The sequence below is a fragment of the Paraburkholderia largidicola genome (genome assembly GCF_013426895.1).
GTDB classification, from domain to species: domain Bacteria; phylum Pseudomonadota; class Gammaproteobacteria; order Burkholderiales; family Burkholderiaceae; genus Paraburkholderia; species Paraburkholderia largidicola.
In genome coordinates, this window is sequence record NZ_AP023176.1 from 2,264,163 (window position 1) to 2,289,211 (window position 25,049).

At 63.9% G+C, this 25,049-nt stretch carries 16 protein-coding genes; 8 read left to right on the forward strand and 8 right to left on the reverse strand.

All coding sequences use genetic code 11. From position 1 onward, the window contains the following. Positions 1–1,968 (forward strand): aconitase family protein, encoded by a 1,968-nt coding sequence (locus PPGU16_RS38925; RefSeq protein ID WP_180726115.1) that lies wholly within the window; start codon positions 1–3, stop codon positions 1,966–1,968. Positions 1,969–2,046: 78 nt separating this feature from the next. Beyond that, positions 2,047–3,489 (forward strand): MFS transporter, encoded by a 1,443-nt coding sequence (locus PPGU16_RS38930; protein ID WP_180726116.1) that lies wholly within the window; start codon positions 2,047–2,049, stop codon positions 3,487–3,489. Between the two features lie 27 nt (positions 3,490–3,516). On the opposite strand, the gene PPGU16_RS38935 is transcribed toward PPGU16_RS38930, so the two are convergent. Beyond that, complete coding sequence (locus PPGU16_RS38935; protein ID WP_180726117.1) at positions 3,517–4,422, reverse strand: LysR family transcriptional regulator; 906 nt, start codon at positions 4,420–4,422, stop codon at positions 3,517–3,519. Between the two features lie 99 nt (positions 4,423–4,521). Between PPGU16_RS38935 and PPGU16_RS38940 the strand changes: the two genes are divergently transcribed. Together PPGU16_RS38940 and PPGU16_RS38945 are read left to right on the forward strand one after the other, a co-directional pair. Beyond that, the gene (locus tag PPGU16_RS38940; RefSeq protein WP_180726118.1) at positions 4,522–8,109 is read left to right on the forward strand and encodes an indolepyruvate ferredoxin oxidoreductase family protein; all 3,588 of its coding nucleotides are present in this window, start codon (positions 4,522–4,524) and stop codon (positions 8,107–8,109) included. 696 nt (positions 8,110–8,805) lie between these two features. Then, complete coding sequence (locus PPGU16_RS38945) at positions 8,806–11,019, forward strand: TonB-dependent receptor (protein WP_180726119.1); 2,214 nt, start codon at positions 8,806–8,808, stop codon at positions 11,017–11,019. Here the strand turns inward: PPGU16_RS38945 and PPGU16_RS38950 are convergent. From PPGU16_RS38950 to PPGU16_RS38980, 7 genes are all read right to left on the reverse strand, one after another. After that, the gene (locus tag PPGU16_RS38950; RefSeq protein WP_180726120.1) at positions 10,971–12,605 is read right to left on the reverse strand and encodes a PepSY-associated TM helix domain-containing protein; all 1,635 of its coding nucleotides are present in this window, start codon (positions 12,603–12,605) and stop codon (positions 10,971–10,973) included. The two genes, PPGU16_RS38945 and PPGU16_RS38950, sit on opposite strands and share 49 nt — an antisense overlap. A 5-nt stretch (positions 12,606–12,610) precedes the next feature. Further along, a complete protein-coding gene (locus PPGU16_RS38955; RefSeq protein WP_180726121.1) occupies positions 12,611–12,913 on the reverse strand; it encodes a hypothetical protein in 303 nt (100 codons plus the stop codon). Beyond that, entirely contained in the window at positions 12,910–13,170 is a 261-nt protein-coding gene (locus tag PPGU16_RS38960) for a hypothetical protein (protein ID WP_243460709.1), read from the reverse strand. The genes PPGU16_RS38955 and PPGU16_RS38960 overlap by 4 nt, the downstream gene beginning before the upstream one ends. Before the next feature lie 96 nt (positions 13,171–13,266). Then, positions 13,267–14,262, reverse strand: a complete 996-nt coding sequence (locus PPGU16_RS38965; RefSeq protein WP_180726123.1) for an AraC family transcriptional regulator — start codon at positions 14,260–14,262, stop codon at positions 13,267–13,269. An 87-nt stretch (positions 14,263–14,349) separates the two neighbouring features. Then, positions 14,350–15,117 carry an aldolase gene (locus PPGU16_RS38970; RefSeq protein WP_180726124.1) on the reverse strand — a complete coding sequence of 256 codons (768 nt, stop codon included), beginning with the start codon at positions 15,115–15,117 and terminating at the stop codon, positions 14,350–14,352. A 40-nt stretch (positions 15,118–15,157) separates the two neighbouring features. Next, positions 15,158–16,501, reverse strand: coding sequence for an MFS transporter (locus PPGU16_RS38975; protein WP_180726125.1), 1,344 nt, complete (start codon positions 16,499–16,501; stop codon positions 15,158–15,160). Positions 16,502–16,640: 139 nt separating this feature from the next. After that, entirely contained in the window at positions 16,641–18,230 is a 1,590-nt protein-coding gene (locus tag PPGU16_RS38980; protein ID WP_180726126.1) for an FAD-dependent monooxygenase, read from the reverse strand. Positions 18,231–18,580: 350 nt separating this feature from the next. On the opposite strand from PPGU16_RS38980, the gene katG reads away from it, so the two are divergent. The 4 genes from katG to PPGU16_RS39000 all read left to right on the forward strand — a co-directional run bounded on the left by katG (position 18,581) and on the right by PPGU16_RS39000 (position 24,984). Beyond that, positions 18,581–20,845 (forward strand): catalase/peroxidase HPI, encoded by a 2,265-nt coding sequence (gene katG, locus PPGU16_RS38985; protein WP_180726127.1) that lies wholly within the window; start codon positions 18,581–18,583, stop codon positions 20,843–20,845. A gap of 328 nt (positions 20,846–21,173) precedes the next feature. Next, positions 21,174–22,988: an L-lactate permease gene (locus PPGU16_RS38990; protein ID WP_180726128.1), complete on the forward strand. Its 1,815-nt coding sequence runs from the start codon at positions 21,174–21,176 to the stop codon at positions 22,986–22,988. 241 nt (positions 22,989–23,229) lie between these two features. Beyond that, positions 23,230–23,937 carry a phosphate signaling complex protein PhoU gene (phoU, locus tag PPGU16_RS38995; protein WP_180726129.1) on the forward strand — a complete coding sequence of 236 codons (708 nt, stop codon included), beginning with the start codon at positions 23,230–23,232 and terminating at the stop codon, positions 23,935–23,937. A gap of 237 nt (positions 23,938–24,174) precedes the next feature. Then, a complete protein-coding gene (locus tag PPGU16_RS39000; RefSeq protein WP_180726130.1) occupies positions 24,175–24,984 on the forward strand; it encodes a class I SAM-dependent methyltransferase in 810 nt (269 codons plus the stop codon). Positions 24,985–25,049 lie beyond the last annotated feature (65 nt).

Genomic DNA, 25,049 nt, shown 5'->3' on the forward strand with positions numbered 1-25,049 from the left:
ATGGCAAAGCTGGAGTTGACGGGCCGGGTACTGTTTCTTTGCGACGATCCTGAACGGGTCGAACGGCAACTCGACGGCTCCGATCTGACGCAGGCGTCGGCGGGAACGTTGAGAGACGACGTATCGACGGACGAGATTACGCCGATGAGCGTGCTCACCCGCTTCGATGAGCGGCTGGGCCGGTTTCCTTACGTCGGTTTCCGCACGGGAGACCGTAATCCGATCGGCCCCGACGCGATCCGCGCTGGCGGCTTTTGCGTGACGGTCGCGGGCAATCGATACGGTAAAGGTTCGTCGCGTGAACACAGTCCGCTCGCGGAATATCGCGCGGGCATCCGGCTCGTGATCGCGAAGAGTTTCGAACGGATTTATCGGCAGAACGCGGATAACCTGGGCCTGTTTACATCGACGGATTTCGGGCTGATCGAACGCATCCAGCGCGGCGAGCCGATCGGGATCGAAGAACTCGTTGCGTCGCGCGACAGCCTGTCCGCGTCGATCCTCACAAGCGGCGGGCTGTTGCGCTACGGCGCGCAGCATATGCGCCGCATCGAAATCGCCGCGTGCCCCGCAGATTCGATCGATACCGAACCGCGCACGCTCGCGCAAAAGATTCTGCAGCGCCACGCGCTGCGCACGGACGGCACAGGCGATTCGCTGACGCCCGGCTCCGGCGTGTTCGTGCGCGCCGACTGGCGCTTTATCCACGAGTACTACACGGGCATGGCAACGCACATGCTGCACGCGACGTTCGGCAAGCCATTGTCGCTGCATCAGCCCGAAACCATTCTCACGTTCGAAGACCATCTCTCGTATTCACACAAGAGCGAACTGCACGTCAGAAACGGTCTGCTGCCCGATGTGCGCGAACTGTCGGACGCGCATCGGCAATTCGCCAAAGACTACGGCCTGACGAATCACGGCTACCTGAACGACACCGGCGACGGGCTCAGCGAAGGCTCCGAAGGCATCTCTCACGCGATGATGGCGGAGCGCTATGCGCTGCCGGGTCAACTCATCGTCGGCACGGATTCGCACACGCCGCATAGCGGCGCGCTCGGCTGCGTGGCGTTCGGCGTCGGCACGACCGACATGGCGAACGCTTTCGTCACGGGCGCGGTGCGGATGACCGTGCCTCACTCGCTGCGCGTCGATTTCAATGGCGCCGTCCCGGCCGGCGTGACGGCGAAGGATCTCGCGCTGCATCTGCTCGCCGATCCGAGAATTCGTGCCGGCGCGGGCGTGGGGAAGATATTCGAGTTCGCTGGCTCCGCGATTTCGCAGCTGACGACGGACGAACGCGCCACCCTCACGAACATGACGGCGGAACTCGGCGGCTTCACGGGCATCGTCGCCCCCGATGAAGAAACCGTCAGGTTCCTCAAGGAACGGCGCGGCATCGACTTCGTGATCGAGCCGTGGATGCGCAGCGATCCCGACGCAGTCTATGCCGACGTGATCGGAATCGACTGCACGCAAATTTCGCCGATGCTCGCCGCGCCCGGCGATCCCGGCAACGGCATCGCGCTGCGCGATCTTGCCCAACGTCCGCGCGTCGAAATTGCGTATGGCGGCTCGTGCACAGCCGGAAAGCGCGAGGACTTCGATCACTATCACGCAGTGCTGGCCTGGGCTGCCGCGCGCGGCATGCGCGTGCCATCCGATGTGAAGCTCTATCTGCAGTTCGGCACCTCCGACGTCAGGGACTATTGCGTGCGGCGCGGCTACATCGACGCGTTCGAGCAGGTCGGCGCCATTCTGCTGCAACCGTCATGCGGCGCATGCGCGAACTGCGGGCCGGGTTCGTCGACGGATGCGAGTCAGGTGACGATCAGCGCGATCAACCGCAATTTCCCCGGCCGCTCCGGACCGGGTCAGGTATGGCTTGCCAGCCCGCCGACTGTCGTGGCAAGCGCGCTTGCGGGCCGGATCGCTTCATTCGCCGAGTTGCAGGAGCAATACGCGTGAAGCGCCTTGCGATCGACTACGGATAGCTGGCAATTGCCTGAGCCGTGAAACATTCAAACTACGAGACAGGAGACAGACATGGCCATTCTGGAGGGCGCCTCGGATCTACGCGCCACTGATTTTCCAACGCGCGTCGAGACAGCGTCGGCAACCGCTGCGGGCGCGATATCCGCGCGCCTCGACAGGCTTCCCGCGACGCGCGCCGTCTGGAAGCTGATCCTGCTGCTGAGCCTCGGTTTCTTCTTCGAACTCTACGATCTTCTCTTCACTGGCTACGTCGCGCCCGGTCTCGTCAAGAGCGGCATCCTCACGCCAACCACCACGGGTCTGTTCGGCACGTCAGGCGTCGCGAGCTTCATCGCTGCGCTATTCAGCGGACTGTTCGTCGGCACCATTGCATGCGGCTTTCTCGCCGACCGTTTCGGCCGGCGTGCGATCTTCACGTGGTCCTTGCTCTGGTACGTCGCGGCGAACACCGTGATGGCCTTCCAGGACACGGCCAGCGGTTTGAACGTGTGGCGCTTCATCTCGGGCATGGGGATTGGCGTCGAGCTGATTACCATCGGCACCTACATGTCCGAACTCGCGCCGAAGCATCTGCGCGGCAGGGCATTCGCCATCTGCCAGACGATCGGCTTCTCGGCCGTGCCCGTCGTCGCGTTTCTTTCGTGGCTGCTCGTGCCTAAGGCGCCGTTTGGCGTGGACGGCTGGCGATGGGTCGTGCTGCTCGGCGGCATCAGCGCGCTGTTCGTCTGGTACTTCAGGCGCAATCTTCCGGAAAGTCCCCGCTGGCTGGCGGGTAAAGGGCGGCTTCGCGAAGCCGACGAAGTCCTCGCGCGACTCGAAGAAAAAGTCGCGCAGCAGCACGGGCAGCCGTTGCCCGAGCCGGGACCGTCCGAACCCGTTCCGCGCAAGGCCGGTTTCGCCGATATGTGGAAACCGCCGTATCGCAAGCGCACCGTGATGCTGATCATCTTCCACATCTTCCAGACGGTCGGCTTCTTCGGCTTCGCGAACTGGGTGCCGACGCTGCTCGTCAAGCAAGGCATCACGGTGACGTCCAGCCTGCTCTATACGACCGTCATCGGCCTGGCTGCGCCGCTTGGGCCGTTGCTCGGCTACTGGATTGCGGACCGCTTCGAACGCAAGCATGTGATCGTCTGCATGGCCGCGCTCAATATCGTGGCCGGCCTGCTCTTCAGCCAGGCGGCATCGGCCGTCGCCATCGTGATACTGGGCGTGCTGCTGACGCTGGCGGGCAACATCATCTCGTTCACCTATCACGCGTATCAGCAGGAACTCTATCCGACGGCGATTCGCGCGCGGGCAGTGGGCTTCGTCTATTCGTGGAGCCGTTTGTCGGCGGTGTTCAGTTCGTTCGTGATCGCGTTCACGCTCAAGGATTTCGGTGTCGCGGGTGTGTTCGTTTTCATTGCAGGCGCGATGACGCTCGTGATCGTCACGATCGGTCTGATGGGCCCGCGAACGCTCGGTAAATCGCTCGAGAGCATTTCACACTGAAGCGTGTCTCGCGTGTGCCAACATCGTTCACGTGCCGCACGCATGAATCAGAAACTGCTGTAGCGCCGTCGCGGGCGCGCTCAACTGCGCGCCCTTTGGCCAGATCATGCCCGCGTCCATTTGCGGCACGACGTCGGTAATGGGCCGCGCGTCGATACGCTTGCCTTCCAGCGACCACGGACGAAACACCATATCCGACAGCACCGTCACGCCGAAGCCATGCGCGACCAGCCCGCGCAGCGCTTCCATCGAACTGGTGCGAAACGCGACGTTCGGCGCGATGCCCTTCTTTTTCCAGTAACGCAGCGTCGACTGCTCGCCCTCGTCGACCGTGATCAGGATGTACGGATGCGCCGCGATGTCCTTTAGCGACGGCGCGTCCACTTGCGCCAGCGGATGCGTCGGCGCGACCCACAATTGCCGCCGCGAGCGGATCAGCACCTGGCTGCCGAACCGGCTTAGCTTTTCCACATTCGACAGCAGCACCACGCCGATCTCGACATCGCCATCGAGCACCGCGCGCTCGATATCCGCCCGCTCCATGTCGCGCAAGTCGAACTCGATGAACGGATACGTCGCGCGAAAACGCGCCAGCAATTCGGGCAGGAAATAGCCCAGCACCGTATACGAAGCGGCAATGCGCACGGTCCCGCGCATCTCGTGCGAGCGGAACGGCGGCATGTGCACGGCGTCGCGCGCGGCGTCGAGCACGCGCCGCGCGTGGTTGTAGAAATCCTGGCCGTCCGGCGTGAGCGTGACGCCCTGCGGCAGCCGCTCGAACAGCCGCGTGCCGAGGCCGGTTTCCAGTGCGAGCACCGCGTTGGTGATCGCCGATTGTGACACGTGCTCGTTGGCCGCCGCCATCGAGAACTGGCCCGTTTGCGCCGCCGCCACGAAGTAGCGGAGCTGCCGGAGTGTGAGATCGAACGCCATCTGATTTTCGAATACCAGAATTGTCTATTTGTGATTTTACGATAGCAAATCGGCTTCCTATACTCGGCGAAAAACACATTCCCCGGAGACAGCCCTGCCATGAATGCGCCCGATCTAGCCATTGCATCCGATCTAGCGGCCGAAACAGCCGACACGCCCGTCACGCTTGAAGACAAGTACACGCTCGAAAAAGGCCGTGTGTATATCAGCGGCACGCAGGCGCTGGTGCGTCTTCCGATGCTGCAAAAAGCACGCGACCGCAAGGCCGGGCTGAACACGGCAGGCTTCATTTCCGGCTATCGTGGCTCGCCGCTGGGCGCGCTCGATCAGTCGCTGTGGAAAGCGAAAAAGCATCTGCACGACAACGACATCGTCTTCCAGCCCGGCGTCAACGAAGATCTGGCCGCGACCTCCGTCTGGGGCACGCAGCAGATCAATCTGTGGCCGGGCGCGACGCGCGACGGCGTGTTCGGCATGTGGTACGGCAAAGGCCCCGGCGTCGACCGTACGGGCGATGTGTTCAAGCACGCGAACTCCGCCGGCAGCGACGCGCGCGGCGGCGTGCTCGTGCTGGCGGGCGACGATCACGCGGCGAAGTCGTCGTCGGTTGCGCATCAGTCGGAGCACGCGTTCATCGCGGCGGGCATTCCCGTGCTGTATCCGGCGAATGTGCAGGAATATCTCGACTACGGGCTGCACGGCTGGGCGATGAGCCGCTACTCGGGTCTATGGGTGGCGATGAAGTGCGTGACGGACGTGATCGAATCCACGGCGTCGATCGATCTCGATCCGGACCGCGTCGAAATCGTCACGCCGACCGACTACACGATGCCCGAGGGCGGCCTGAACATCCGCTGGCCCGACGCGCCGCTCGCGCAGGAAGCGCGGCTGCTCGACGAGAAGTGGTATGCGGCGCTCGCCTATGTCCGCGCGAACAAGCTGAACCGCGTCGTGATCGATTCGCCGACGCCGCGCTTCGGCATCATCACGGCGGGCAAGGCTTATCTCGACGTGCGCCAGGCGCTCAGCGACCTCGGCCTCGATGAAGACACGTGCGCTCAAATCGGCCTGCGTGTGCTGAAAGTCGGCTGCGTGTGGCCCCTCGACGCGCAGGATGCACGTTCATTCGCGACAGGCCTGGAAGAGATTCTCGTCGTCGAAGAAAAGCGCCAGATTCTCGAATACGCGCTGAAGGAAGAGCTATACAACTGGCGCGAGGACGTGCGGCCGAAGATCTACGGCAAGTTCGACGAGCGCGACAATGAAGGCGGCGAATGGTCGGTGCCGCGCGGCGACTGGCTGTTGCCCGCGCATTACGAGCTGTCGCCGGCGCTGATCGCGAAGGCCGTCGCGCGGCGCCTCTCGCGCGCCGACCTGCCCGACGACGTCCGGGCGCGGATGCTCGCGCGCGTCGCGATCATCGAAGCGAAAGAGCGCGAAGCCGCGAAACCGCGCGTGTCCGTCGAACGCAAGCCGTGGTTCTGTTCCGGCTGCCCGCACAACACGTCGACCAACGTGCCCGAAGGCTCGCGCGCGCTTGCGGGTATCGGTTGCCACTACATGTCGATGTGGATGGACCGCAAGACGGAAACCTTCAGCCAGATGGGCGGCGAAGGCGTCGCGTGGATCGGCCAGATGCATTTCTCCGGCGACAAGCATGTGTTCGTCAATCTCGGCGACGGCACGTACTTCCATTCGGGTCTGCTCGCAGTTCGCGCAGCGATCGCGGCGAACGCGAACATCACCTACAAGATTCTCTACAACGATGCTGTCGCGATGACGGGCGGCCAGCCCGTCGACGGCGTGCTGACCGTGCCGCAGATCGCGCATCAGGTTCACGCCGAAGGCGCGAAGCGTATCGTCATCGTCACCGACGAGCCGCACAAATATCACTCGGGCATCGTGTTGCCTGCTGGTGTCGATGTGCATCATCGCGATCAGCTCGATACCGTGCAGCGCGCGCTCCGCGAGATGCCCGGCACCACCGTGCTGATCTACGACCAGACGTGTGCGACCGAGAAACGGCGGCGGCGCAAGCGCGGTGCGTATCCCGACCCCGCACGCCGCGCGTTCATCAACGACGCCGTCTGCGAAGGCTGCGGCGATTGCTCGGTGCAATCCAACTGCCTGTCCGTCGAGCCGCTCGATACGCCGCTCGGCACGAAGCGCAAGATCAACCAGTCGTCGTGCAACAAGGACTTTTCGTGCGTGAAGGGCTTTTGTCCGAGCTTCGTCACGGCGGAAGGCGCGCAGCTTCGCAAGCCCAAGGCCGCGCGCGGCAGCGGCGCTGTCGATGGAGAGTTCGACGCGCTGCCGATGCCGTCGCTCCCGGCGCTCGCACGGCCGTACGGCATTCTCGTAACGGGCGTCGGCGGCACGGGCGTCGTGACGATTGGCGGCCTGATCGGCATGGCTGCGCATATCGAACGCAAGGGCGTCACCGTGCTCGATATGGCCGGGCTCGCGCAAAAGGGCGGCGCCGTGCTCAGCCACGTGCAGGTCGCGTCATCGCCCGATGCGTTGCACGCGACGCGAATCGCGACGGGCGAAGCGCGGCTCGTGATCGGTTGCGATGCGATCGTGTCGGCGTCGAACGATGTGCTGTCCCGCACGCAACATGGCGTGACGGTTGCCGCGATCAACAGCGGCGCGACGCCGACCGCCGAATTCGTCAAGAACCCGAAGTGGACATTCCCTGGCACGCAGACGGAAGCGGGGCTACGCGACAGCATCGGCGAAGGATGCGCCTTCATCGACGCCAACGCGCTCGCGCTGAAACTGCTCGGCGATACGATCTATAGCAATCCGCTGCTGCTTGGCTTCGCATGGCAGAAAGGCTGGCTGCCGCTGCAACTGTCGAGCCTCGTACGCGCGATCGAACTCAACGGCGTATCGGTCGAGAAGAATCAGCAGGCGTTCAGCTGGGGACGCTATATCGCGCATCATGGCGAAGCCGCGGTTCATGCGCTGCTTAAGCCGGCTGCCGCGCAACAGGCGATCGTCATGCAGATGCCGGAATCGCTCGACAAGCTGATTGCATCGCGTGAAGCGCTGTTGACGGCGTATCAGAACGCGGCGTATGCGCAGCGCTATCGCACCGTGATCGACCGGATCCGCGCGAAGGAAACGCAGGTCGCGGGCAACGCGAAACTGCCGCTCACGCGCGCGGTGGCGACGGGCCTCGCGAAACTGATGGCCTACAAGGACGAATACGAAGTCGCGCGTCTTTACGCGGATCCCGCTTATCTGGACAAACTGCGTCAACAGTTCGAGGGCGAACCGGGCCGCGATTACAAGCTGAGCTTCCATCTCGCGCCGCCGTTGCTCGCGAAACGCGACGAGCGCGGGAATTTGCAGAAGAAAAGCTTCGGTCCGTGGATGCTGCCCGTCTTCCGCATGCTCGCACGCATGAAGGGACTGCGCGGCACCGCACTGGATGTATTCGGCAAGACGGCCGAGCGGCGTGGCGAGCGTCAACTGATTGCGGAGTACATCGCCTTGGTCGACGAGTTTTGCGCGACGCTAGATCTCGAACGACTGCCCGTGGCGCTCCAGCTCGCCAGCCTGCCAGACGATATCCGCGGCTTCGGTCATGTGAAAGAACGCAATATCCAGGCAGCGGCGAAAAAGAAAGAACGGCTGCTCGAAGACTACCGGACGCAGGAGCGATTGACTGCGAGCGCGTAACATCGGTTGGTTGAAAGCCGGACCGGGGCTTGCGGCGAACGCTAGCCCCGGCGCTTCGCCGATGCGCGTTTCGAGGTGCGACATGCTCGGGCTCTTCATACACGGCAGAAGGGACGTAAGCGCAGCGATGCTGTGCATGTTCGCGAGCCTGATCGCCGGCTGTTCGGCAGTCGATCAACCGCAACCGAACCAGCCCGCCGCGCAAACAGAAACGGCGCAGTGCCGCGTACCCGGCCACTTTTGCCAGACGTTCTTTGGCCCGTGACTGGAAAGCCAACGCGCCGCGCGCATACGAGGGGACAAAACCGGGGGAACAAAAAGAAAAGCCCACCAAGCGGTGGGCTGAATCCATATCAAGAGGAGACATGGAGGAGACAGAAGTTAGTATAAACCCCTATTCGTGTAATGCAAGCGTTTGTATCGCCGCAGCAACGTTCATTTCCCCCACCGCCCCGCCCATGGCCGCCCGCGCGTCGCGAGCGCGCCACACAACACCCGCCACCTGTTGCACCAGAGCAACGCTTTCCATTCCTGCCCGTCGCGTTTATTGAAAACGCATATGCGAATAATTCTTATTTGAATAAAATCGCGTCACTCGCCTGCATCCGTCGTCACGACGACCGCTTCGCGCCCAACCAAAAGTAGTCGACGCCCGCCGTCACCTCAAAAAACAGTTTTACTCAGGGATTGGCCACCATGCCTACCACCAATTCTTCGCGTCCGCGCGTGCGGCCGCTGCATTCTGCTGTCCGTCATCTGTTCGCCTGCGCGGCCCTGCCGCTGACGATGGGCATCGCCATCACGGCTCACGCGCAGTCGTCCGATACGCCTTCGAACGGCGCCGCCGGCGCCACGCTCCCCACCGTCAAGGTGCAAGGCCAGGCGGAAGCCCTGCCCGGCGATTTCGCGCCAACCTATTCGGGCGGCCAGATTGCGCGCGGCGGCCAGTTCGGCGTGCTCGGCAACCAGAAACTCAGCGACGTGCCGTTCAGCATGACGAGCTACACGTCGAAGGCGATTCAGGATTCGCAGGCGCAGAGCATCGGCGATCTGCTGTCGCACGATCCCGCCGTGCGCCCGGCCTACGGCTTCGGCAACTTCTCCGAAGTGTTCGTGATCCGCGGCTTCCAGCTGAACGGCGACGACGTGTCGCTGAACGGCCTGTACGGCATCACGCCGCGCCAGCTCGTTTCCGTCGATGTCCTCGAACGCGTCGACGTGTTCAAGGGCGCCAATGCATTCCTGAACGGCGCATCGCCGACAGGCTCGGCGATCGGCGGCGGCATCAATCTCGAACTCAAGCGCGCTGACGACAAGCCGCTCACGCAAGTCACCGTCGACGGCACGGCGTCGGGCCAGATCGGCACGCACGTCGACGTCGGCCGCCGCTTCGGCAGCGAAGGCCAGTTCGGGATTCGTGTGAACGGGTCGATCGACGGCGGCCAGACCAGCATCGACGACGAATTCCGCCACAACCAGACCACAGCCGTGTCGCTCGACTGGCGCGGCGAGAAGCTGCGTCTGTACGGCGACTTCCTGTATCAGCGCAAGAACATCGACCAAGGCCGCTCGACCGTTTCCGTGACGGGCGACATCGTGCCCGAACCGCCGTCGGCGACGCACAACTTCGCGCAGCCGTGGACGCAGAGCACGCTGGAAGACACCGTCGGCATCCTGCGCGCCGAGTATGACTTCCTGCCGGGCTGGACGGCCTACGCGAGCGGCGGCGTGCATCGCTCGCACGAAGACGGCACCTATTCGTCGCCGACCTTCAACGCGCTCACGGGCACGACGGCCACGCGTGGCGACATCCTGCGCACGACCAACGCGGAATCGGCGGAAGTCGGCGTGCGCGGCCGCTTCGCGACGGGTCCGGTCACGCATATGGTGTCGCTGGGCGCGGCGATCACGAGCCTCGTCGACCGCGAAGCGTTCGCCTTCAGCAGCGCCTTCCCGACCAGCCTGTATGGCGGCGGCATCGTGCCCGAGCCGGCGGCGAACAGCTTCGTCGCGGGCAGCTTCGACGAGCCGAGCCTCGCGGACCAGATCCTGACGAAGAGCATCGCCGTGTCGGATACGCTCGGCTTCTTCAACGACCGCGTGCTGTTCACGATCGGCGCGCGTCACCAGCAGCTGCATCAGAACAACTACACGGTCGGCACGGACCAGATTTCGAGCACGTTCGACCAGTCGATCAACACACCGATCTTCGGTCTCGTCGTCAAGCCGACCAGCGGGATCTCGCTGTTCGCGAATCGCGCGGAGTCGCTCGCAGCGGGCCAGACGGCGCCGTTCGGCGCGAGCAACGTCGGCCAGACGTTGTCGCCGCGCCGCTCGAAGCAATATGAAGTCGGCGCGAAGTACGACACGAATCATTTCGGCGGCGAACTGTCGCTGTTCCAGATCGAACAACCGACGGCCTACACGGATAGCACGACCAACGTGTTCGGCACGAACGGCACGCAACGTCATCGCGGGATCGAATTGTCGGTGTATGGCGAGCCGGTGAAGGGCGTGCGCCTGCTGGCGGGCGCGACGCTGCTCAACGCGAAGCAGCTCGACACGAACCTGGGCGCGACGGATGGTTATCGTCCGATCGGCGTGCCGGCGTATCTGTTCAACATCGGCGGCGAATACGATCTGCCGTGGGTCCCGGGCCTGACGTTCACGGCCGCGTGGGTCCACACGGGCAATCAGTATCTGGATGCGGCAAACAAGCTGTCGATTCCGGCGTGGGACACCTTCGATCTCGGCGCGCGCTACACGACGACCGTCTTCAAGCACACGACGACGTTCCGCGCGACCGTCGAGAACATCACCAACAAGTCGTACTGGTCATCGACGACGGGCGCTTACCTGACTCAGGGCAAGCCGCGTACGTTGCTGATGTCGCTGACCACGGACTTCTGACGCGAGCGGTCGAACCAGACGCTGTCGGTGCGCCCCATCGATACGCGTCTGGCCGTCGCGCGCCACATCCACGCGTAGCATGCGGCGCCGAGCGCCGCGACGATATCGACGGCCAGCGAGCCGTCGCTGCCGCCCGCCCACCAGTTCGTCGATGGAAACAGCCAGCCGGCGACGCTCGTCAACGGCAGCGCAGCCGTGGCAATCACCGCGCACAGCAGCAGTTCGACGGCCGCGCGCGGCGCGCCGCGCACGAACGCCCACGCAATGCACACGAGAAACACCGTGTAGTAGATCGACGCGTGCCACTGGTGCATATCCGCGACATGGCCGCTCAGCCACTTCGCTGCGACGAGGCTCAACGCAATGCCGTTGATGCAACCGAGCGCCACACCCACCGTCAACGACGCGAGAAAGCTCGCCGAGCGCCGCTGCGCGATGCTCTGGTTCTCCGCGCGCTGCGTCTTGCGCCGGCTTTCGATCCACAGCAGATTGCCCGAGTAAAACAGGAACGCACCGGCGAGTCCGAGCAGAAAGTAGCCCCATTGAATCGGCGCGCCGCCGTAGCTGCCGAAATGCAGCGCGTAAATCGCACTCGTGGCAGCAGCCCAGTTGTCGCCATTGCCGTCGCCGGGCAGGAACTTGTGGTTCACGAATTCGCCGCTGACGGGGTCCATTAGCGCGAAGCCGCCGCTGCGTGCGAGGTAATCCGGGGCTTCGCCTCGCACGAAAACTGTTGCGCCAGGCTGTCCCGCGCGCCGCCATGTCAGTTCTTCCGGCTCGAAGCCTGGCGCCTGCGCGCGCACCCTGTCGAGCAAAGCCGTGGGCGCGAGCAGTTTCGTCGCGTCCTGTTCTGGCTTCACAGGTGCCTTGCCGAAGAACGGATTCTGGGCGACGAGCATCGGTTGCAGCTTGCCGTCGTAGATCAGCTTGTCCTGCGCGCTGTAGATGTAGTCGTGCAGCCCGAAGCCCACCACCGACAGCGCCATCACCAGATGAAACGGCAAGCTCAGAATGCCGACCACGTTGTGCGCATCGAGCCACATCCGCTTCAGGTTCTTGCCGATACGCAGCACGAACAGGTCTTTGATCAGCGTCGGCAACAGCACGATCACGCCCGACACCAGCGCCAGGCCGTACAGCAGTGACACCACGCCCATCACACCCATGCCGACATCGAAGCCGCCCGGCACGCCCGCCGTCATGTGCAGCACGTTGACGAACTGCGCGACATCGGACGGATGCGTCGTGTCGACATGCAACTGGCCGTTCGCATCGAGCGTGGCCGTCGCGCGCTGCGTGCGGCCGTGCGTGGGCCATGTGAGCCACGCGTGATCGCGATCGTGAAAACGCAGCGACAGATACTTGCGTGCGTCGGGCTGCGTCGCGAGCACCTGCTCGATCAGCTTCGGCGAGTCTTCGACGCGAATCAGCTGATGCACGCTGTCGCGCGGCGTGGTCCAGTCGATCAGCTGATCCTTGAACATCGTGATCGCGCCCGCGTAGAAGCAGATGAACAGCGCGAGCCCGCAGATCACGCCGGTCCACGTATGCACGGTCTTGTAGACGCGTAGGAGATCGGTGCGCATGAGCTTTACTTGCAGATTTCGAAGAGCGCCAGCGTCGCGAGACTCGCTGCGCCGAGCCAGAGCCACGCGCGCAAACCGCTGCGAAACAGATACGCGACGGAAAACACGCCCGTCCAGACGAGCGGCACGAACAGCATCGCCGTTTCGGCTTTCGCGGCATCGATACCAGCGCTCGGCGCGAGCCGCACGAGCAGCCCGCTCGACGCCAGCGCGACGATGAATCCGCAGATCACGCCCGCCGTCGTCTTGCCGATCCAGTGTCCTTCGACTTTCGGTTTCTTCGTTACGTCGCGGATGGTGTCGCTCATCGCGCCGTTCCCGACGCGCGTCTGCGCAGGGCCGCCACGAACGGAAACGCGACGAAGCTGGCCATCAAGGTGGTGATGACGAGGGAAAGCGTCGTTGCCAGATGACCGGCGGCGATGCCGGGAATCAGGGCAGCGACAAAGGCGACGAGCGCCGCGCCTTGGGACAAGCGCGGCCACAACGGCGCGGCGCGCCATTGCTGACCCGGCGATCCGAGATAGAAGAGAAGCGCGCTGACAAACGCGAGCGCAACCGGCAAGAACTCGCGCATGGGCGGAACGCTGGATGAATGACTGACTTAATGAGAATCATTATCATACATCAACGAAGCAGCGGTTGCTCCGGAAGGGATCGCTCAGAGCAAGCTCTCGCGCTTGCGGAACTCACGCGGCGACGCGCCGTAGCAGTCGCGAAAGCGCCGGCTGAAATGCGCCGCGTCGTTGAAGCCATTGCGATATGCAATCTGTTCGATCGACAGACCGGCCAGCAACGGATTGCGCAACTCATCGCGACACCGCGCAAGCCTTTGCTGCAGTACGTACTTGCCATACTGCAGACCGAGCGCTTCGAAGAGCTTGTGCACGTAGCGCTTCGAGACACCCAAAGCCAACGCGCACGCTTCGACATCCAGTTCCGGGTCGCACAGATTCGCTTCGATAAACCGCGTCAGCTGCACCCAGCGCAGCGGTTGCGCGACGGTGGGCGCCGCCTCGCGGCCCGTGCGCTGCGCGATTTCCTCCGCTTCCCGATAGGCCGCGCCGAGCAGCGCAACAAGCGCCTCTTCAGCGGCGGCGAGTGTGACGGGACTCATGCTCTCGAAAGAAGGCAGCACCTCGTCGACGAAACAATGCAGGCTCTTCACGATGCCCGATCCGGCATCCGCGCGCTGCGGGCGGAACTGCGCATGCCGCGAAACCGCCTGACCAAGAAAACGCGCAATTGGCAAACGGATCATCAACAGATGCGCGGGTTCGTCGATACGCGCAACCGACGGCACACGTGCCCGCCGAAACGTGATATCGCCCTTTGCGAACGGCAGCGTGCAGCCTTGCTGCGTGACGGTGCCGCGCCCCGCCAGCGCGACCAGCACGACGACGTCATCGCCCGTGAGCCAGCGCAGATGGTCGTTGTCGTGCCGCACTTCCTGGCGGCCCATGTGCGCCGTTGCCAGCACGCCGCCGCCCGTCAGCCGGCATGCGCGCAACTCGTCTTGCGCGACATGTCCGTCGAACAGCAGTTCGCCCGGCATCACGATGTAATCGAGCGAACGCTTCAACTCGTCGATACCGCTCGACGGCATCGGGAAAAGTGTCGGCGCGTAGGGCAGACGGAACGCGGAACTGTCGGGCATGGCGAAATCCTCCCGGCCTGGACGCCGCTGGACAATCATGAGGTCGCAACGGCCCATTCTCGCATGGGTTTCCGGCCCGCGCCGCGTTCAGAACAGCACGTCCGGCTCCCGTTTGATCACGCGTCGTGCGAACAGCGCGAAGCTCGACTTGACGATGCTCGGCAGCAGCAGAAAATCGTGCGACTCTTTTGCGCGCGCCGCGTCGATGGGTTTCAGTTCACCCACCGACTGCGCAAGAATCTGGCTGCGCGCCGCGCGCTCGATCAGCACCGACAGATACGCCGATTCTTCCAGCGAAGACGTCGCCGCGAGAAAGCCGTGGTTCGCCAGCAGAATCACACGCTTGTTGCCGAGCGCCGTCGAAATGATCTCGCCTTCGCTATCGCCGATCGGCAAGCCGGGCCATTCGCGCAGGAACGCGCAGTCGTCGTGAAAGGGCGTGGCGTCCATGTGCGCGACTTCGAGCGGACGTCCCGTCATGGACAAAGCATTCACGTACGGCGGATGCGTATGCACGATGCAGTTCACGTCGGGCCGCCGCCGGTAGACCCATAGATGAAAACGGATCGCAGGATTGGCCATGCCGCGGCCTTCGATCACGTTCATTTCGTCGTCGATGCGGATCACGTTGCTGCGCGTCGCTTCATCGAAGCCGTATGCCATTGCCGTAGTCAGAAACGTGCCGTCGGTTTCGCGCACGGTGATCTGTCCGGCGAGCGTTTCGGAATGACCCTCGTGCGCGAGCATCCGGCACGCAAGCGCGATTTTCTGGCGCGCGTCCCATGCGCCCTGTTCGAGCTTGCTGTCCATCTTCGCGGCGAGGCCGTCGTTCAGTTCCCGGTCGTGTTCATTCATCGACTGCTCCATTAGGAAGGCGTATTTGCTTCACGGCGCGTCACGCAGAACGTGCGTCGCCAAGCGGGTTCGGGCGAAGTTCCGGCGCCTCAGTTAAGGGTTCCGCGTGCGTTGCATCGAGCGGACGTCGCGGCGCGAAGAACGTAAAGCACGCGGCGACCAGCGCGCTCGCGGTAATGTAGGTGGCCACGGCGTTCGGATTGCCGTGCCCTTGCGCGAGCAACGACGAACAGATCAACGGATTGATCCCGCCGCCGACAATCGCGCCGATCGCGCCAATCGACACACCCGAGAAGCGCACGCGCACGTCGAACATGTCGGCGAAGAAGCCGCCTTGCGGACCGTACATCATCGGATGCACGACGCCGAGCGCGAGCACGACGGCGACGCGGATCCACACAGGATCGCGCGTATTGAGCATCGTAAAGAACGGCCACACGTAGAGCGCGCACGCGATCAAACCGGCGAGATAGATCGGCTTCCGCCCGATACGGTCCGACAGCGCCGCAAAGAACGGCACCATAAAAACGCCGAGCGCCGCGCCGCTCATGATCGCGCCGAGAATCACGGATTTCGGCAGCTTGAGCTGCACCGTGACATACGCGACCGCGAACAGCACCACGAACACCGACCACGTGATTTCACCCAGCCGCGCCATAAAGACGATCATCACAGCGCGCCCATGGTCGCGCATCAGGTCTCTGAGCGGAAAGCGGGACACGCCGTGACGCGCCTGCAATTGCGCGAACTCGACGGTTTCCGGCAGACGCGCGCGACCGATCAACCCGATCACCACCAGCACCGCGCTGAACAGAAACGGCAGACGCCAGCCCCATGACAGAAACGCGGGCTCGGGCAATAGCGAGGTCAGCAGCAGCGCGCCTGTCGATAGCAGCACGCCGCCGTAGCTGCCGGAGTTGCTCCAGCTGCCGTACAGTCCCCGTCGATGCGCCGGCGCGCTCTCGACGCCGAGCACGATCGCCCCGCTCTGCTCGCCGCCGATGGCGAAGCCTTGGAGCACGCGCAGCGTCGTCAGCAGGATCGGCGCCCAGATGCCGATGGACGCGTACGTCGGCAAGCAGCCGACCAGCGTCGACGCGATGCCCATCACGAGCAGCGTGACCATCAACAGCGTCTTGCGGCCGATCCTGTCGCCGAAGTGTCCGCAGATCAGCGCCCCCGCGCCGCGCGCGAAATAACCGGCGGCGTACGTGCCGAGCGATGCGATCGTGCCCGCGAGCGGATCGAGGTTCGGGAAAAACAGCCGGTTGAACACCAGCGCCGAGGCCGTGCCATAGAGAAGGAAGTCGTATTGCTCGATGGCCGTGCCGAGAAACGCGGAGACAAACACATACGGCCAGCGGGCGCGGGCAGGCGTGGACATGGGGACCTCGGGCGTGGGGTGTGATGCCTGCAGTATCGTTTTTGACGCGCCCGAGGATTTGTCCATGCGCGAACCGATGTCTTGTTTGCGGGTGCACTCCATGTGGCGCGACGCGGATGTTTTTGCGTCACGATCGGGCTTATCCGCGAAGAACGCGTCCCCAGTTTTTCACCGCATCGCCCGAGCAATGGCCGCTTCTCCATCCGATATGCCCATCCGGCCGCACGATCCACACCATGCCGCCCGACGCGCGACATGCCGCCGCAAACTCGCCCTTTGTATCCGTCAACACCGTCGTCAGTTCGCCGCCCGACACGTCGCAGCCGGGCGCCGCAACCAGCACAGCCGAGGCCGCATCCGGCAACAACCCGGCGAGCGCCCGGTAGCCATCGACAAACGCATCAACCTGCGCGCCAGCCGCATCGACATAACCAAGCAGCACATGCCGTCCATGCCCGATGAACTCATGCAGCCGTCGCGGGCGCCCCACGAAGCGCTGCGACAAACCACACGCATCAGGCAGCCGGTCGCCGGGTGCGGGCAACTCCGGGTCCGCATCCGCGCACATGTCGGCGACGATCGGACTGCCGCGATAGGTCACCAGCAACTGCGTCTCGCGCATCGCCGGATTGGCGGCCTGGCGGGCGAGCACGGCGTTGAGCGCCGCGCTCGTCGACTGCACGACATCCACGCCGACGGGATGACGTTCCGCCGAATAACTGTCGAGCAACTTGGAATGCGCAAGACCTTTCGCCACGTACGCGAGCTTCCATGCGAGGTTGTGCGCGTCCTGCAAACCCGTATTCATCCCCTGACCGCCGACGGGCGGATGAATATGTGCGGCATCGCCCGCAATGAACACGCGGCCGTGTCCATACCCGGACGCGATGCGATGGCTCACCCGATACACCGACGACCAGCGCATCGAAGACAACTGCGTGCCTTCGGGCAGCGAAGGCAACAGCAGCGCACGCATCGTGTCGAAATCGGGTGCGGCAACGCCCGCCAGTGAGGCTGAATGCTCGTCAGGCACGATCATCGACAGCCGGTAGCGCCGCACCGATCCGCGAACGGGCACCGCCGCCACGCTGGTTTTCGCGCGCGCCGCATCGCTCCATTCAAAGCGGTACATCGGCCCGCGCGGATGATCCCAGTCGACGTCCACATCGGCTAGCGCAAAAGTCTGCGGAAATTGCGCGCCTTCATATGACAGCCCCAATGCCGAACGCACCTTGCTATGCGAGCCGTCACATCCAACGAGCCATCGGCAACGCACCGTACGCGCCTCGCCCTTGGGCCCCGTCAGAAACGCTTCGACACCCTCGTCCGTTTCGACGAAGCTGTCGAGCTTGAAACCGTAGTGCACGCGCCCGCCATGTTCGGTGAACGCCGCTTCGAGCAGCCGCTCCGTCTCGTACTGCGCAAGCGAAAGCGACCCATAGGGCAAGCCCTGCTCCGGCACCTGCATGCTGCGCGTGGCCACCCTCGCCCCGTCGACCCACGTCTCGACGCCCGTGAGCCAGACACCCGCCTCGATTGCGCGATCAACGATTCCCAGATCGTCGAAGATCTCCAGCGTGCGCGGCGTAATGCCGAGCGCCTTGCAGAAGAATCCTCTCGCCGGCATCGTGTCGATCACGCTCACGGCGACGCCGTCGCGCTGCAATTCGGTGCCGAGCAGCAAGCCGACGGGACCCGCACCGACGACGAGCACATCCACGTCTTCCATGTTCCGCTCCTCACGGTTCATCGCGCACTCAAATGGAATCAGGGCGAACTGTCACGCAAACCCAAAAAGAATAGGCGATACGGCACCAGGTATCAGCGCAAGTCCGCAGTGAATGCGCTCGCGCGCTATAGCGGCGAGCTATTGGCGGCATTGCCGCAAACGAATTCAGTTGCCCTTCGCCGTCGCATATATTGAAACCGGACAGATGCGCCGACATCGCGGCGATATGCGTAATCGCACATCCCGCCGCGCTCGTGACCCGACGCGCTGGCGCGGGGCCGCGCTCTGTCGCGCAAGCCCGACACCATCGTAAAACGCATAGTGGAGACACCCTCCCAAGGAGACGACGCATGGCAAGCGATGCAAAGTGCCCGTTCATTCAAACCGCTGGCGGCGGAACGACCAACCGCGACTGGTGGCCGAAGCAGCTTCGGCTGGATCTGCTCAGCCAGCATTCCAGCCGGTCCAATCCGCTGGACAAGGATTTCGACTACGCCGAGGCGTTCAAGGGCCTCGACCTCGCCGCCGTCAAGAAGGACCTCGCCGCGCTGATGACCGATTCGCAGGACTGGTGGCCCGCGGACTTCGGCCACTACGGACCGTTGTTCATCCGCATGGCGTGGCATAGCGCCGGCACATACCGCACGGGCGACGGACGCGGAGGCGGCGGTCGCGGCCAGCAGCGTTTCGCGCCGCTGAACAGTTGGCCTGACAATGTCAGCCTCGACAAAGCCCGCCGCCTGCTCTGGCCCGTCAAGCAGAAATACGGCCAGAAGATTTCCTGGGCCGATCTGCTGATCTTGTCCGGCAACGTCGCGCTCGAAACCATGGGCTTCAAGACCTTCGGCTTCGCGGGCGGCCGCGTGGACACCTGGGAGCCGGACCAGGACGTCTACTGGGGCAATGAAAAAACCTGGCTGGGCGGCGACGTTCGCTACGGTAAGGCCGCCGCGCCCCGCGACGCAGGCGACGAAGGCGTGCTCGTCGCCGACGAGGAACTGCACGGCCAGGAAACCAGCCGCACCGATGGCGGGCGGAATCTGGAGAATCCGCTTGGCGCGGTGCAGATGGGCCTGATCTATGTGAACCCGGAAGGACCGGACGGCAATCCCGATCCGCTCGCCGCCGCGCACGATATCCGCGAAACCTTCGCCCGCATGGCGATGAACGACGAGGAAACCGTGGCGCTGATCGCGGGCGGCCACACGTTCGGCAAGACGCACGGCGCCGGTCCCGCCGATAACGTCGGCGCCGAACCCGAAGCCGCCGAACTCGAAAATCAGGGCTTGGGCTGGAAAAGCAGCTTCGGCAGCGGCAAGGGCGGCGACACGATCACGAGCGGCCTGGAAGTCACCTGGACGGCCACGCCGACGCAATGGGGCATGGGCTTCTTCGAGAACCTGTTCGGCCATGAATGGGAATTGACCAAGAGCCCGGCTGGTGCGAACCAGTGGGTCGCCAAGGGCGCAGCGGCGACGATCCCGCACGCGCACGATCCGTCGAAAAAGCTGCTGCCGACGATGCTCACCACTGACCTGTCGCTACGCTTCGACCCCGAGTACGAGAAGATCTCGCGGCGCTTCATGCAGAACCCGGACGCATTCGCCGATGCCTTCGCGCGCGCCTGGTTCAAGCTGACGCACCGCGACATGGGGCCGCGCGCCCGCTACCTCGGCCCGGAAGTGCCCGCCGAAGAACTGCTCTGGCAGGACCCGATTCCCGCCGTGAATCATCCATTGGTCGATGAGAACGACATTGCGTCGCTGAAGCAGAAAGTGCTGGCTTCGGGGCTTTCCGTCTCGCAGCTGGTGTCGACGGCATGGGCGTCGGCGTCGACGTTCCGCGGCTCAGACATGCGCGGCGGCGCCAATGGCGCGCGCATCCGCCTTGCGCCGCAGAAGGACTGGGCGGCCAATCAGCCCGGGCAGCTGGCGAAGGTGCTGACAACGCTCGAAGGCATCCAGAGCGAGTTCAATGGCGCGGCGTCCGGTGGCAAGAAGATTTCGCTCGCCGATCTGATCGTGCTGGCGGGCGGCGCGGCGATCGAGCAGGCCGCGAAGAACGCCGGGCATCCCGTCAGCGTGCCGTTCACGCCGGGGCGCATGGACGCGTCGCCGGAACAGACCGACGTGCAATCCGTCGCCGTGCTGGAGCCGCTCGCCGATGGCTTCCGCAACTTCGTCAAGGGCAAGTACGACGTGCCGGCAGAAGCGCTGCTGATCGACAAGGCGCAACGGCTGACGCTGACGGCACCGGAGATGACGGTGCTGATCGGCGGCTTGCGGGTGCTGAACGTGCACACGGGCGCCGATACGCACGGCGTGTTCACGAAGCGTCCGGAAACGCTGACCAACGACTTCTTCCGCAACCTGCTCGACATGGGCACCGAATGGACGCCCACGTCGCCTGCACGGGAGGTGTTCGAAGGCGCTGACCGCCGGACGGGCGAAGTGAAGTGGACGGGCACACGCGTCGATCTGATCTTCGGCTCGCATGCGCAATTGCGCGCGCTGTCCGAGGTCTACGCGAGCGAGGACGCGCAGGAGAAGTTCACGCGCGACTTCGTTGCAGCATGGGTGAAGGTGATGAACCTCGACCGCTTCGATCTGGCCTGAGCGGTTGCTGCCGTTGCAGCTGTTGAATGCGCGGTGCGTTCGCCGTTGAAGCGGCAACGCACCGCGTTATTTTTTGCGCACCGCGCATCACGCGAACTGCAGTGTCTGTTCTGGCGCGATATGAGCGAAAACCCGCACCGCTCGACATCGCTTTCCTGGTCCAGGAAGCCTCGCAAACATGCGCCGAGGCGGCCACAAAACTTGAAATCGACGATTCGTCCCGCTATACCACAAGCATTGGTCGGGAATTTGTAAGGATCGAGCGCCGCTGCGGCGCGGGCCGCCCATGGCAGGACGGGCGTGAATCCCTGGATCAGGAAGGAAAGCCATGTACCAGCAAACCTATAACCCGTTGGGCAATGCATTCCTTTCCACGATCATTGCCGCGATCCCGATCCTGACGCTGCTGTACTTCATCGCCCTGCACCGCCACCGCGACGCGCAGGGCAACGTGCATCTGGGCATCTCCGCGCCGTATGCGGCGTTTTTCGGCGTCATCGCCGCGTTCATCATCTCGTGTCTCGTCTTCAGAATGCCGGTGGCGTCGGCCGTTTCCGCGTTTGCGCTCGGCTCGCTTTCCGGCTTTCTCGGCATCATCTGGATCGTGCTCGCCGCCATGTTTCTGTACACGATGAGCGTCGTGACAGGCAAGTTCGAGATCGTGAAGGAATCGATCGTCCATATTTCCTTCGATCGGCGGCTGCAATGCGTGCTGATCGCTTTTTCGTTCGGCGCGATCATCGAAGGCACGTCGGGCTTCGGCACGCCTGTTGCGATTGCGGGCGCCGTGATGGTCGGGCTTGGCTTCCGGCCGTTCCAGTCCGCCGTGCTGAATCTGCTGGCGAATACGGCGCCCGTCGCGTGGGGCGCGATCGGCACGCCGATCGTCACGCTCGCGGCCGTGAGCGAGCTCGATCAGGTCACGCTGTCGGCGATGGCGGGCCATCAATTGCCGTTCGTCTCGGTCCTCGTACCCTTCTGGCTGGTCGCGACCTTCGTGAAGATGGAAGGCGGATCGTGGAAAGAAGTCTTCGAAGTCTGGCCCGCGATGCTCTGCGCAGGCGGATCGTTCGCGCTCATGCAGTTCTACGCGTCGGGCAGCCCCGCGCTGCATCTGATGACGGACGTCGTATCCGGCGTGTTCTCGGTGATCTGCACGGCGTTGTTCCTGCGCTTCGTGTGGCATCCGAAAACGCGCTTCCTGCTGCGCGATGAACGCGAAGCGCTCGCGCGCGCCGGCAAGGGCACGACACCCGTCACGGCGGACCGCGGCGAATGGAAGTACCCGTATTCAGCGGCGGAAACGGTCTATGCGTGGATGCCATGGGTGATCCTGATCGCCTGTTGCGCGCTGTGGGGCGTGCCGGAGTTCAAGAAGCTGCTCAACAACCTGTTCGCGGGCGTCACGTTTTCGACGACGCTGCTCGGCTCCCCCTTCAAGGGCACGCTGTCGCTGCCCGTCTGGGACATGCCCGCGCTGCACAACCTCGTGCAACGGATGCCGCCCGTGGTGCCCGCCAACGCCAAAGCGGAAGCAGCGCGCTTCACGATCAACTGGCTGTCGGCGGCGGGCACGGGCGTCTTCGTTGCAGCGCTGCTGTCGGGTCTCGTGCTGAGGCTGAGCGCCACGCAGTGGAAAGACGCCTTCATTCAAACCATGCGCCGGATGAAAATCCCCGTGCTGGTGATCGCCCAGGTGCTGGGCCTCGGATTCCTCACACGCTACTCAGGCACCGACGCCGTGCTCGGCCTCGCGTTCACGGGCGCGGGCGTGCTCTACCCGTTCTTCGCGGCGTTCCTCGGCTGGCTCGGCGTGTTCCTGACGGGCTCCGACACGGCGTCGAACGCGCTGTTCGGCAGCCTGCAGCGCATCACGGCGCAGCAGCTCAATCTGAACCCGATCCTGATCGTGGCGACCAACTCGACGGGCGGCGTGATGGGCAAGATGATCGACGCGCAGTCCATCATGGTCGCGTGCGCGGCCTGCTACGACGACCCGAAGGAGCGCTCATTCGCGCTCGGCCCTATTTTCCGCACGGTATTCTTCCATTCCATTGCCGGCGCCGCGTTAATCGGCGTGATTGCGATGTTGCAGGCCTATGTTTTCCCCGGGATGATTCCGATCCCGCCTGCCGGCAAATAAGCCCGTCTTGACCGTCTGGCCGTCCTCGAACGGCCAGCAACGCTCCCCTGCTCCTTCCGGCCCGTTGCCCGCAGGCAACGCGGTCTTGCGCCTTGGTATAACCCCGCTTGCGTGCGCATTTTTGCGCCGTTAACATAAAACGATATATACGGTTTTCTACACTGCGGAATACGACGCAGCGTGGCGACAAGCGGAAATACCGCATCACATACATCGAGCCTGTGTGGCAAGGGGGCGCATCATGTCCGACAAGCATCTCTCGAGTCAGTTCGACGCCTCGCTCAACATGCTGTCGACCAATCTGCTGGAAATGGGCGGCGTAGTCGAACGGCAAATCACCCGCTGTCTGTCGTTGCTCGACGCCTATGATCCGGCGCTCGTCGACGACATCCGCGCCAGCGAGCGCGAGCTGAACGCGCTCGAAATCGAAATCGACGAGGAAATCCATCGCGTGATTGCACGCCGGCAACCGGCTGCGCGCGACCTGCGGCTCTTGATGGCCATGTCGAAGTGCGTCACCAACCTCGAACGCATGGGTGACGAAGCGCGCAAGATCTCCAAACGCATGCGGCGCATCGACGAACATGGCGGAACACCGCCCATCTCGCTGGTCGAACTGAAGAAGTGCGGTGAACTGGCGTCGACGATCCTGCATCGGGTGCTCGACGCGTTTGCGCGTATGGACGCCGTGGCCGCCGCGCAGATCGTGCGCGACGACAAGGCCATCGACGAAGTGTTCCGCGCGATCGTCGAGCGGCTCGCGACGCACATGAACGAGACGCCGCGCACCATTTCGGTCGCGCTCGAATATCTGTTCATCGCGAAGGCGTTGGAGCGCATTGGCGATCACGCGAAGAACATCGCCGAATTCGTCGTGTTCGTCGTGAAGGGGCGCGATGTGCGGCACATTCCACTGCGCGAGCTCGAACGCGAGGCATTGACGAACTGAGCGCGCAACGGCACACCGCATTGACACACCGCTTTGACACAAATTAGCGGCGAATCGAAACACCAGGCATCCGCATCATTCACTGTTGCAGATGCCTGTTCACGATAGCAAACGCAGCCGCACCAGAACGTGACAGGAAAGCATCGCAGCGCATATGAATAGCTCGAATGCTTTCTTGTCGCGACGTACTGCGTCGACAAGAATGAGCGCTCAAAGACGACCACTGCGCTCACTCTCATGTCGAAAGCACCCAGCCTGCAACTCGATTCCGCCAAGCTCGCCGACGACTACGATCGTCTCGGCATCCGCCAGTTCAATCACGGTCTGCAATTGCTCGACGCGCTCGACCTGCGCGAAGGCGAACGCGTGCTCGACATCGGCTGCGGCACGGGCCGACTGACGGAAACGGCCGCGCAGCGCGTCGGCGCGCAAGGTGAAGTGCTCGGCATCGATCCGTTGCCGCTGCGCGTCGAGCGCGCGCTGCAACGCGCGCAAGGCCGTTTCGCGGCGCGCGTCGGCCGTGCCGGGCAACTGGCGGACATCGCCGACGCGCACTTCGACGTCGTCTACCTGAACAGCGTGATTCACTGGATTCCCGACCAGCAAGAGGCATTGCGCGAAGCATGGCGCGTGCTGAAACCGGGCGGCCGGATCGGCTTCACGACCATGCCCGCAGACGTGCCGCACGACCTGCATCGCGTGCTGCACGCGCTGATCGCCGACGACCCCGCCTCGCAGCACGCGGAGATCGGCGCGCCGAACAAGCTCACGCGCGACAGCACGGTCACGCTGCTGGCCACCGTGGGCTTCGAACCCACGCTCAACGAGATCCGCGAGTTCGACGACGCATTCGATAACGTCGACGACGTGCTGTCATTCAGCCGCGCGAGTTCCTTCGGCAATTTCCTGTCGTCGCTGCCTGATCCGCACGTCGCGCGTCTGCGTGAGCGCCTCGCCGCCGCGCTCGAAGCGCATCGCGGTCCGCGTGGTCTGCAGCTGACGCGCCGCCTGATCTTCACGACGGCTCGCAAACCGCTCGCGCACTGATCGCACCTCGACGGTTCGCTGCCTTCGGCGCCCGCCCTTCATCATTTCTTCCGCTTGCATTCGCT

Excerpts from the sequence above, each read along its gene's own strand:
- PPGU16_RS38925 (WP_180726115.1), top strand. The coding sequence starts at position 1 with ATGGCAAAGCTGGAGTTGACGGGCCGGGTACTGTTTCTTTGCGACGAT.
- PPGU16_RS38975 (WP_180726125.1), bottom strand. The coding sequence starts at position 16,501 with ATGTCCACGCCTGCCCGCGCCCGCTGGCCGTATGTGTTTGTCTCCGCG.
- PPGU16_RS38965 (WP_180726123.1), bottom strand. The coding sequence starts at position 14,262 with ATGCCCGACAGTTCCGCGTTCCGTCTGCCCTACGCGCCGACACTTTTC.
- phoU (WP_180726129.1), top strand. The coding sequence starts at position 23,230 with ATGTCCGACAAGCATCTCTCGAGTCAGTTCGACGCCTCGCTCAACATG.
- PPGU16_RS38990 (WP_180726128.1), top strand. The coding sequence starts at position 21,174 with ATGTACCAGCAAACCTATAACCCGTTGGGCAATGCATTCCTTTCCACG.
- PPGU16_RS38950 (WP_180726120.1), bottom strand. The coding sequence starts at position 12,605 with ATGCGCACCGATCTCCTACGCGTCTACAAGACCGTGCATACGTGGACC.
- PPGU16_RS38945 (WP_180726119.1), top strand. The coding sequence starts at position 8,806 with ATGCCTACCACCAATTCTTCGCGTCCGCGCGTGCGGCCGCTGCATTCT.
- PPGU16_RS38955 (WP_180726121.1), bottom strand. The coding sequence starts at position 12,913 with ATGAGCGACACCATCCGCGACGTAACGAAGAAACCGAAAGTCGAAGGA.
- PPGU16_RS38935 (WP_180726117.1), bottom strand. The coding sequence starts at position 4,422 with ATGGCGTTCGATCTCACACTCCGGCAGCTCCGCTACTTCGTGGCGGCG.
- PPGU16_RS38980 (WP_180726126.1), bottom strand. The coding sequence starts at position 18,230 with ATGGAAGACGTGGATGTGCTCGTCGTCGGTGCGGGTCCCGTCGGCTTG.
- PPGU16_RS39000 (WP_180726130.1), top strand. The coding sequence starts at position 24,175 with ATGTCGAAAGCACCCAGCCTGCAACTCGATTCCGCCAAGCTCGCCGAC.
- PPGU16_RS38940 (WP_180726118.1), top strand. The coding sequence starts at position 4,522 with ATGAATGCGCCCGATCTAGCCATTGCATCCGATCTAGCGGCCGAAACA.
- PPGU16_RS38930 (WP_180726116.1), top strand. The coding sequence starts at position 2,047 with ATGGCCATTCTGGAGGGCGCCTCGGATCTACGCGCCACTGATTTTCCA.
- katG (WP_180726127.1), top strand. The coding sequence starts at position 18,581 with ATGGCAAGCGATGCAAAGTGCCCGTTCATTCAAACCGCTGGCGGCGGA.
- PPGU16_RS38970 (WP_180726124.1), bottom strand. The coding sequence starts at position 15,117 with ATGAATGAACACGACCGGGAACTGAACGACGGCCTCGCCGCGAAGATG.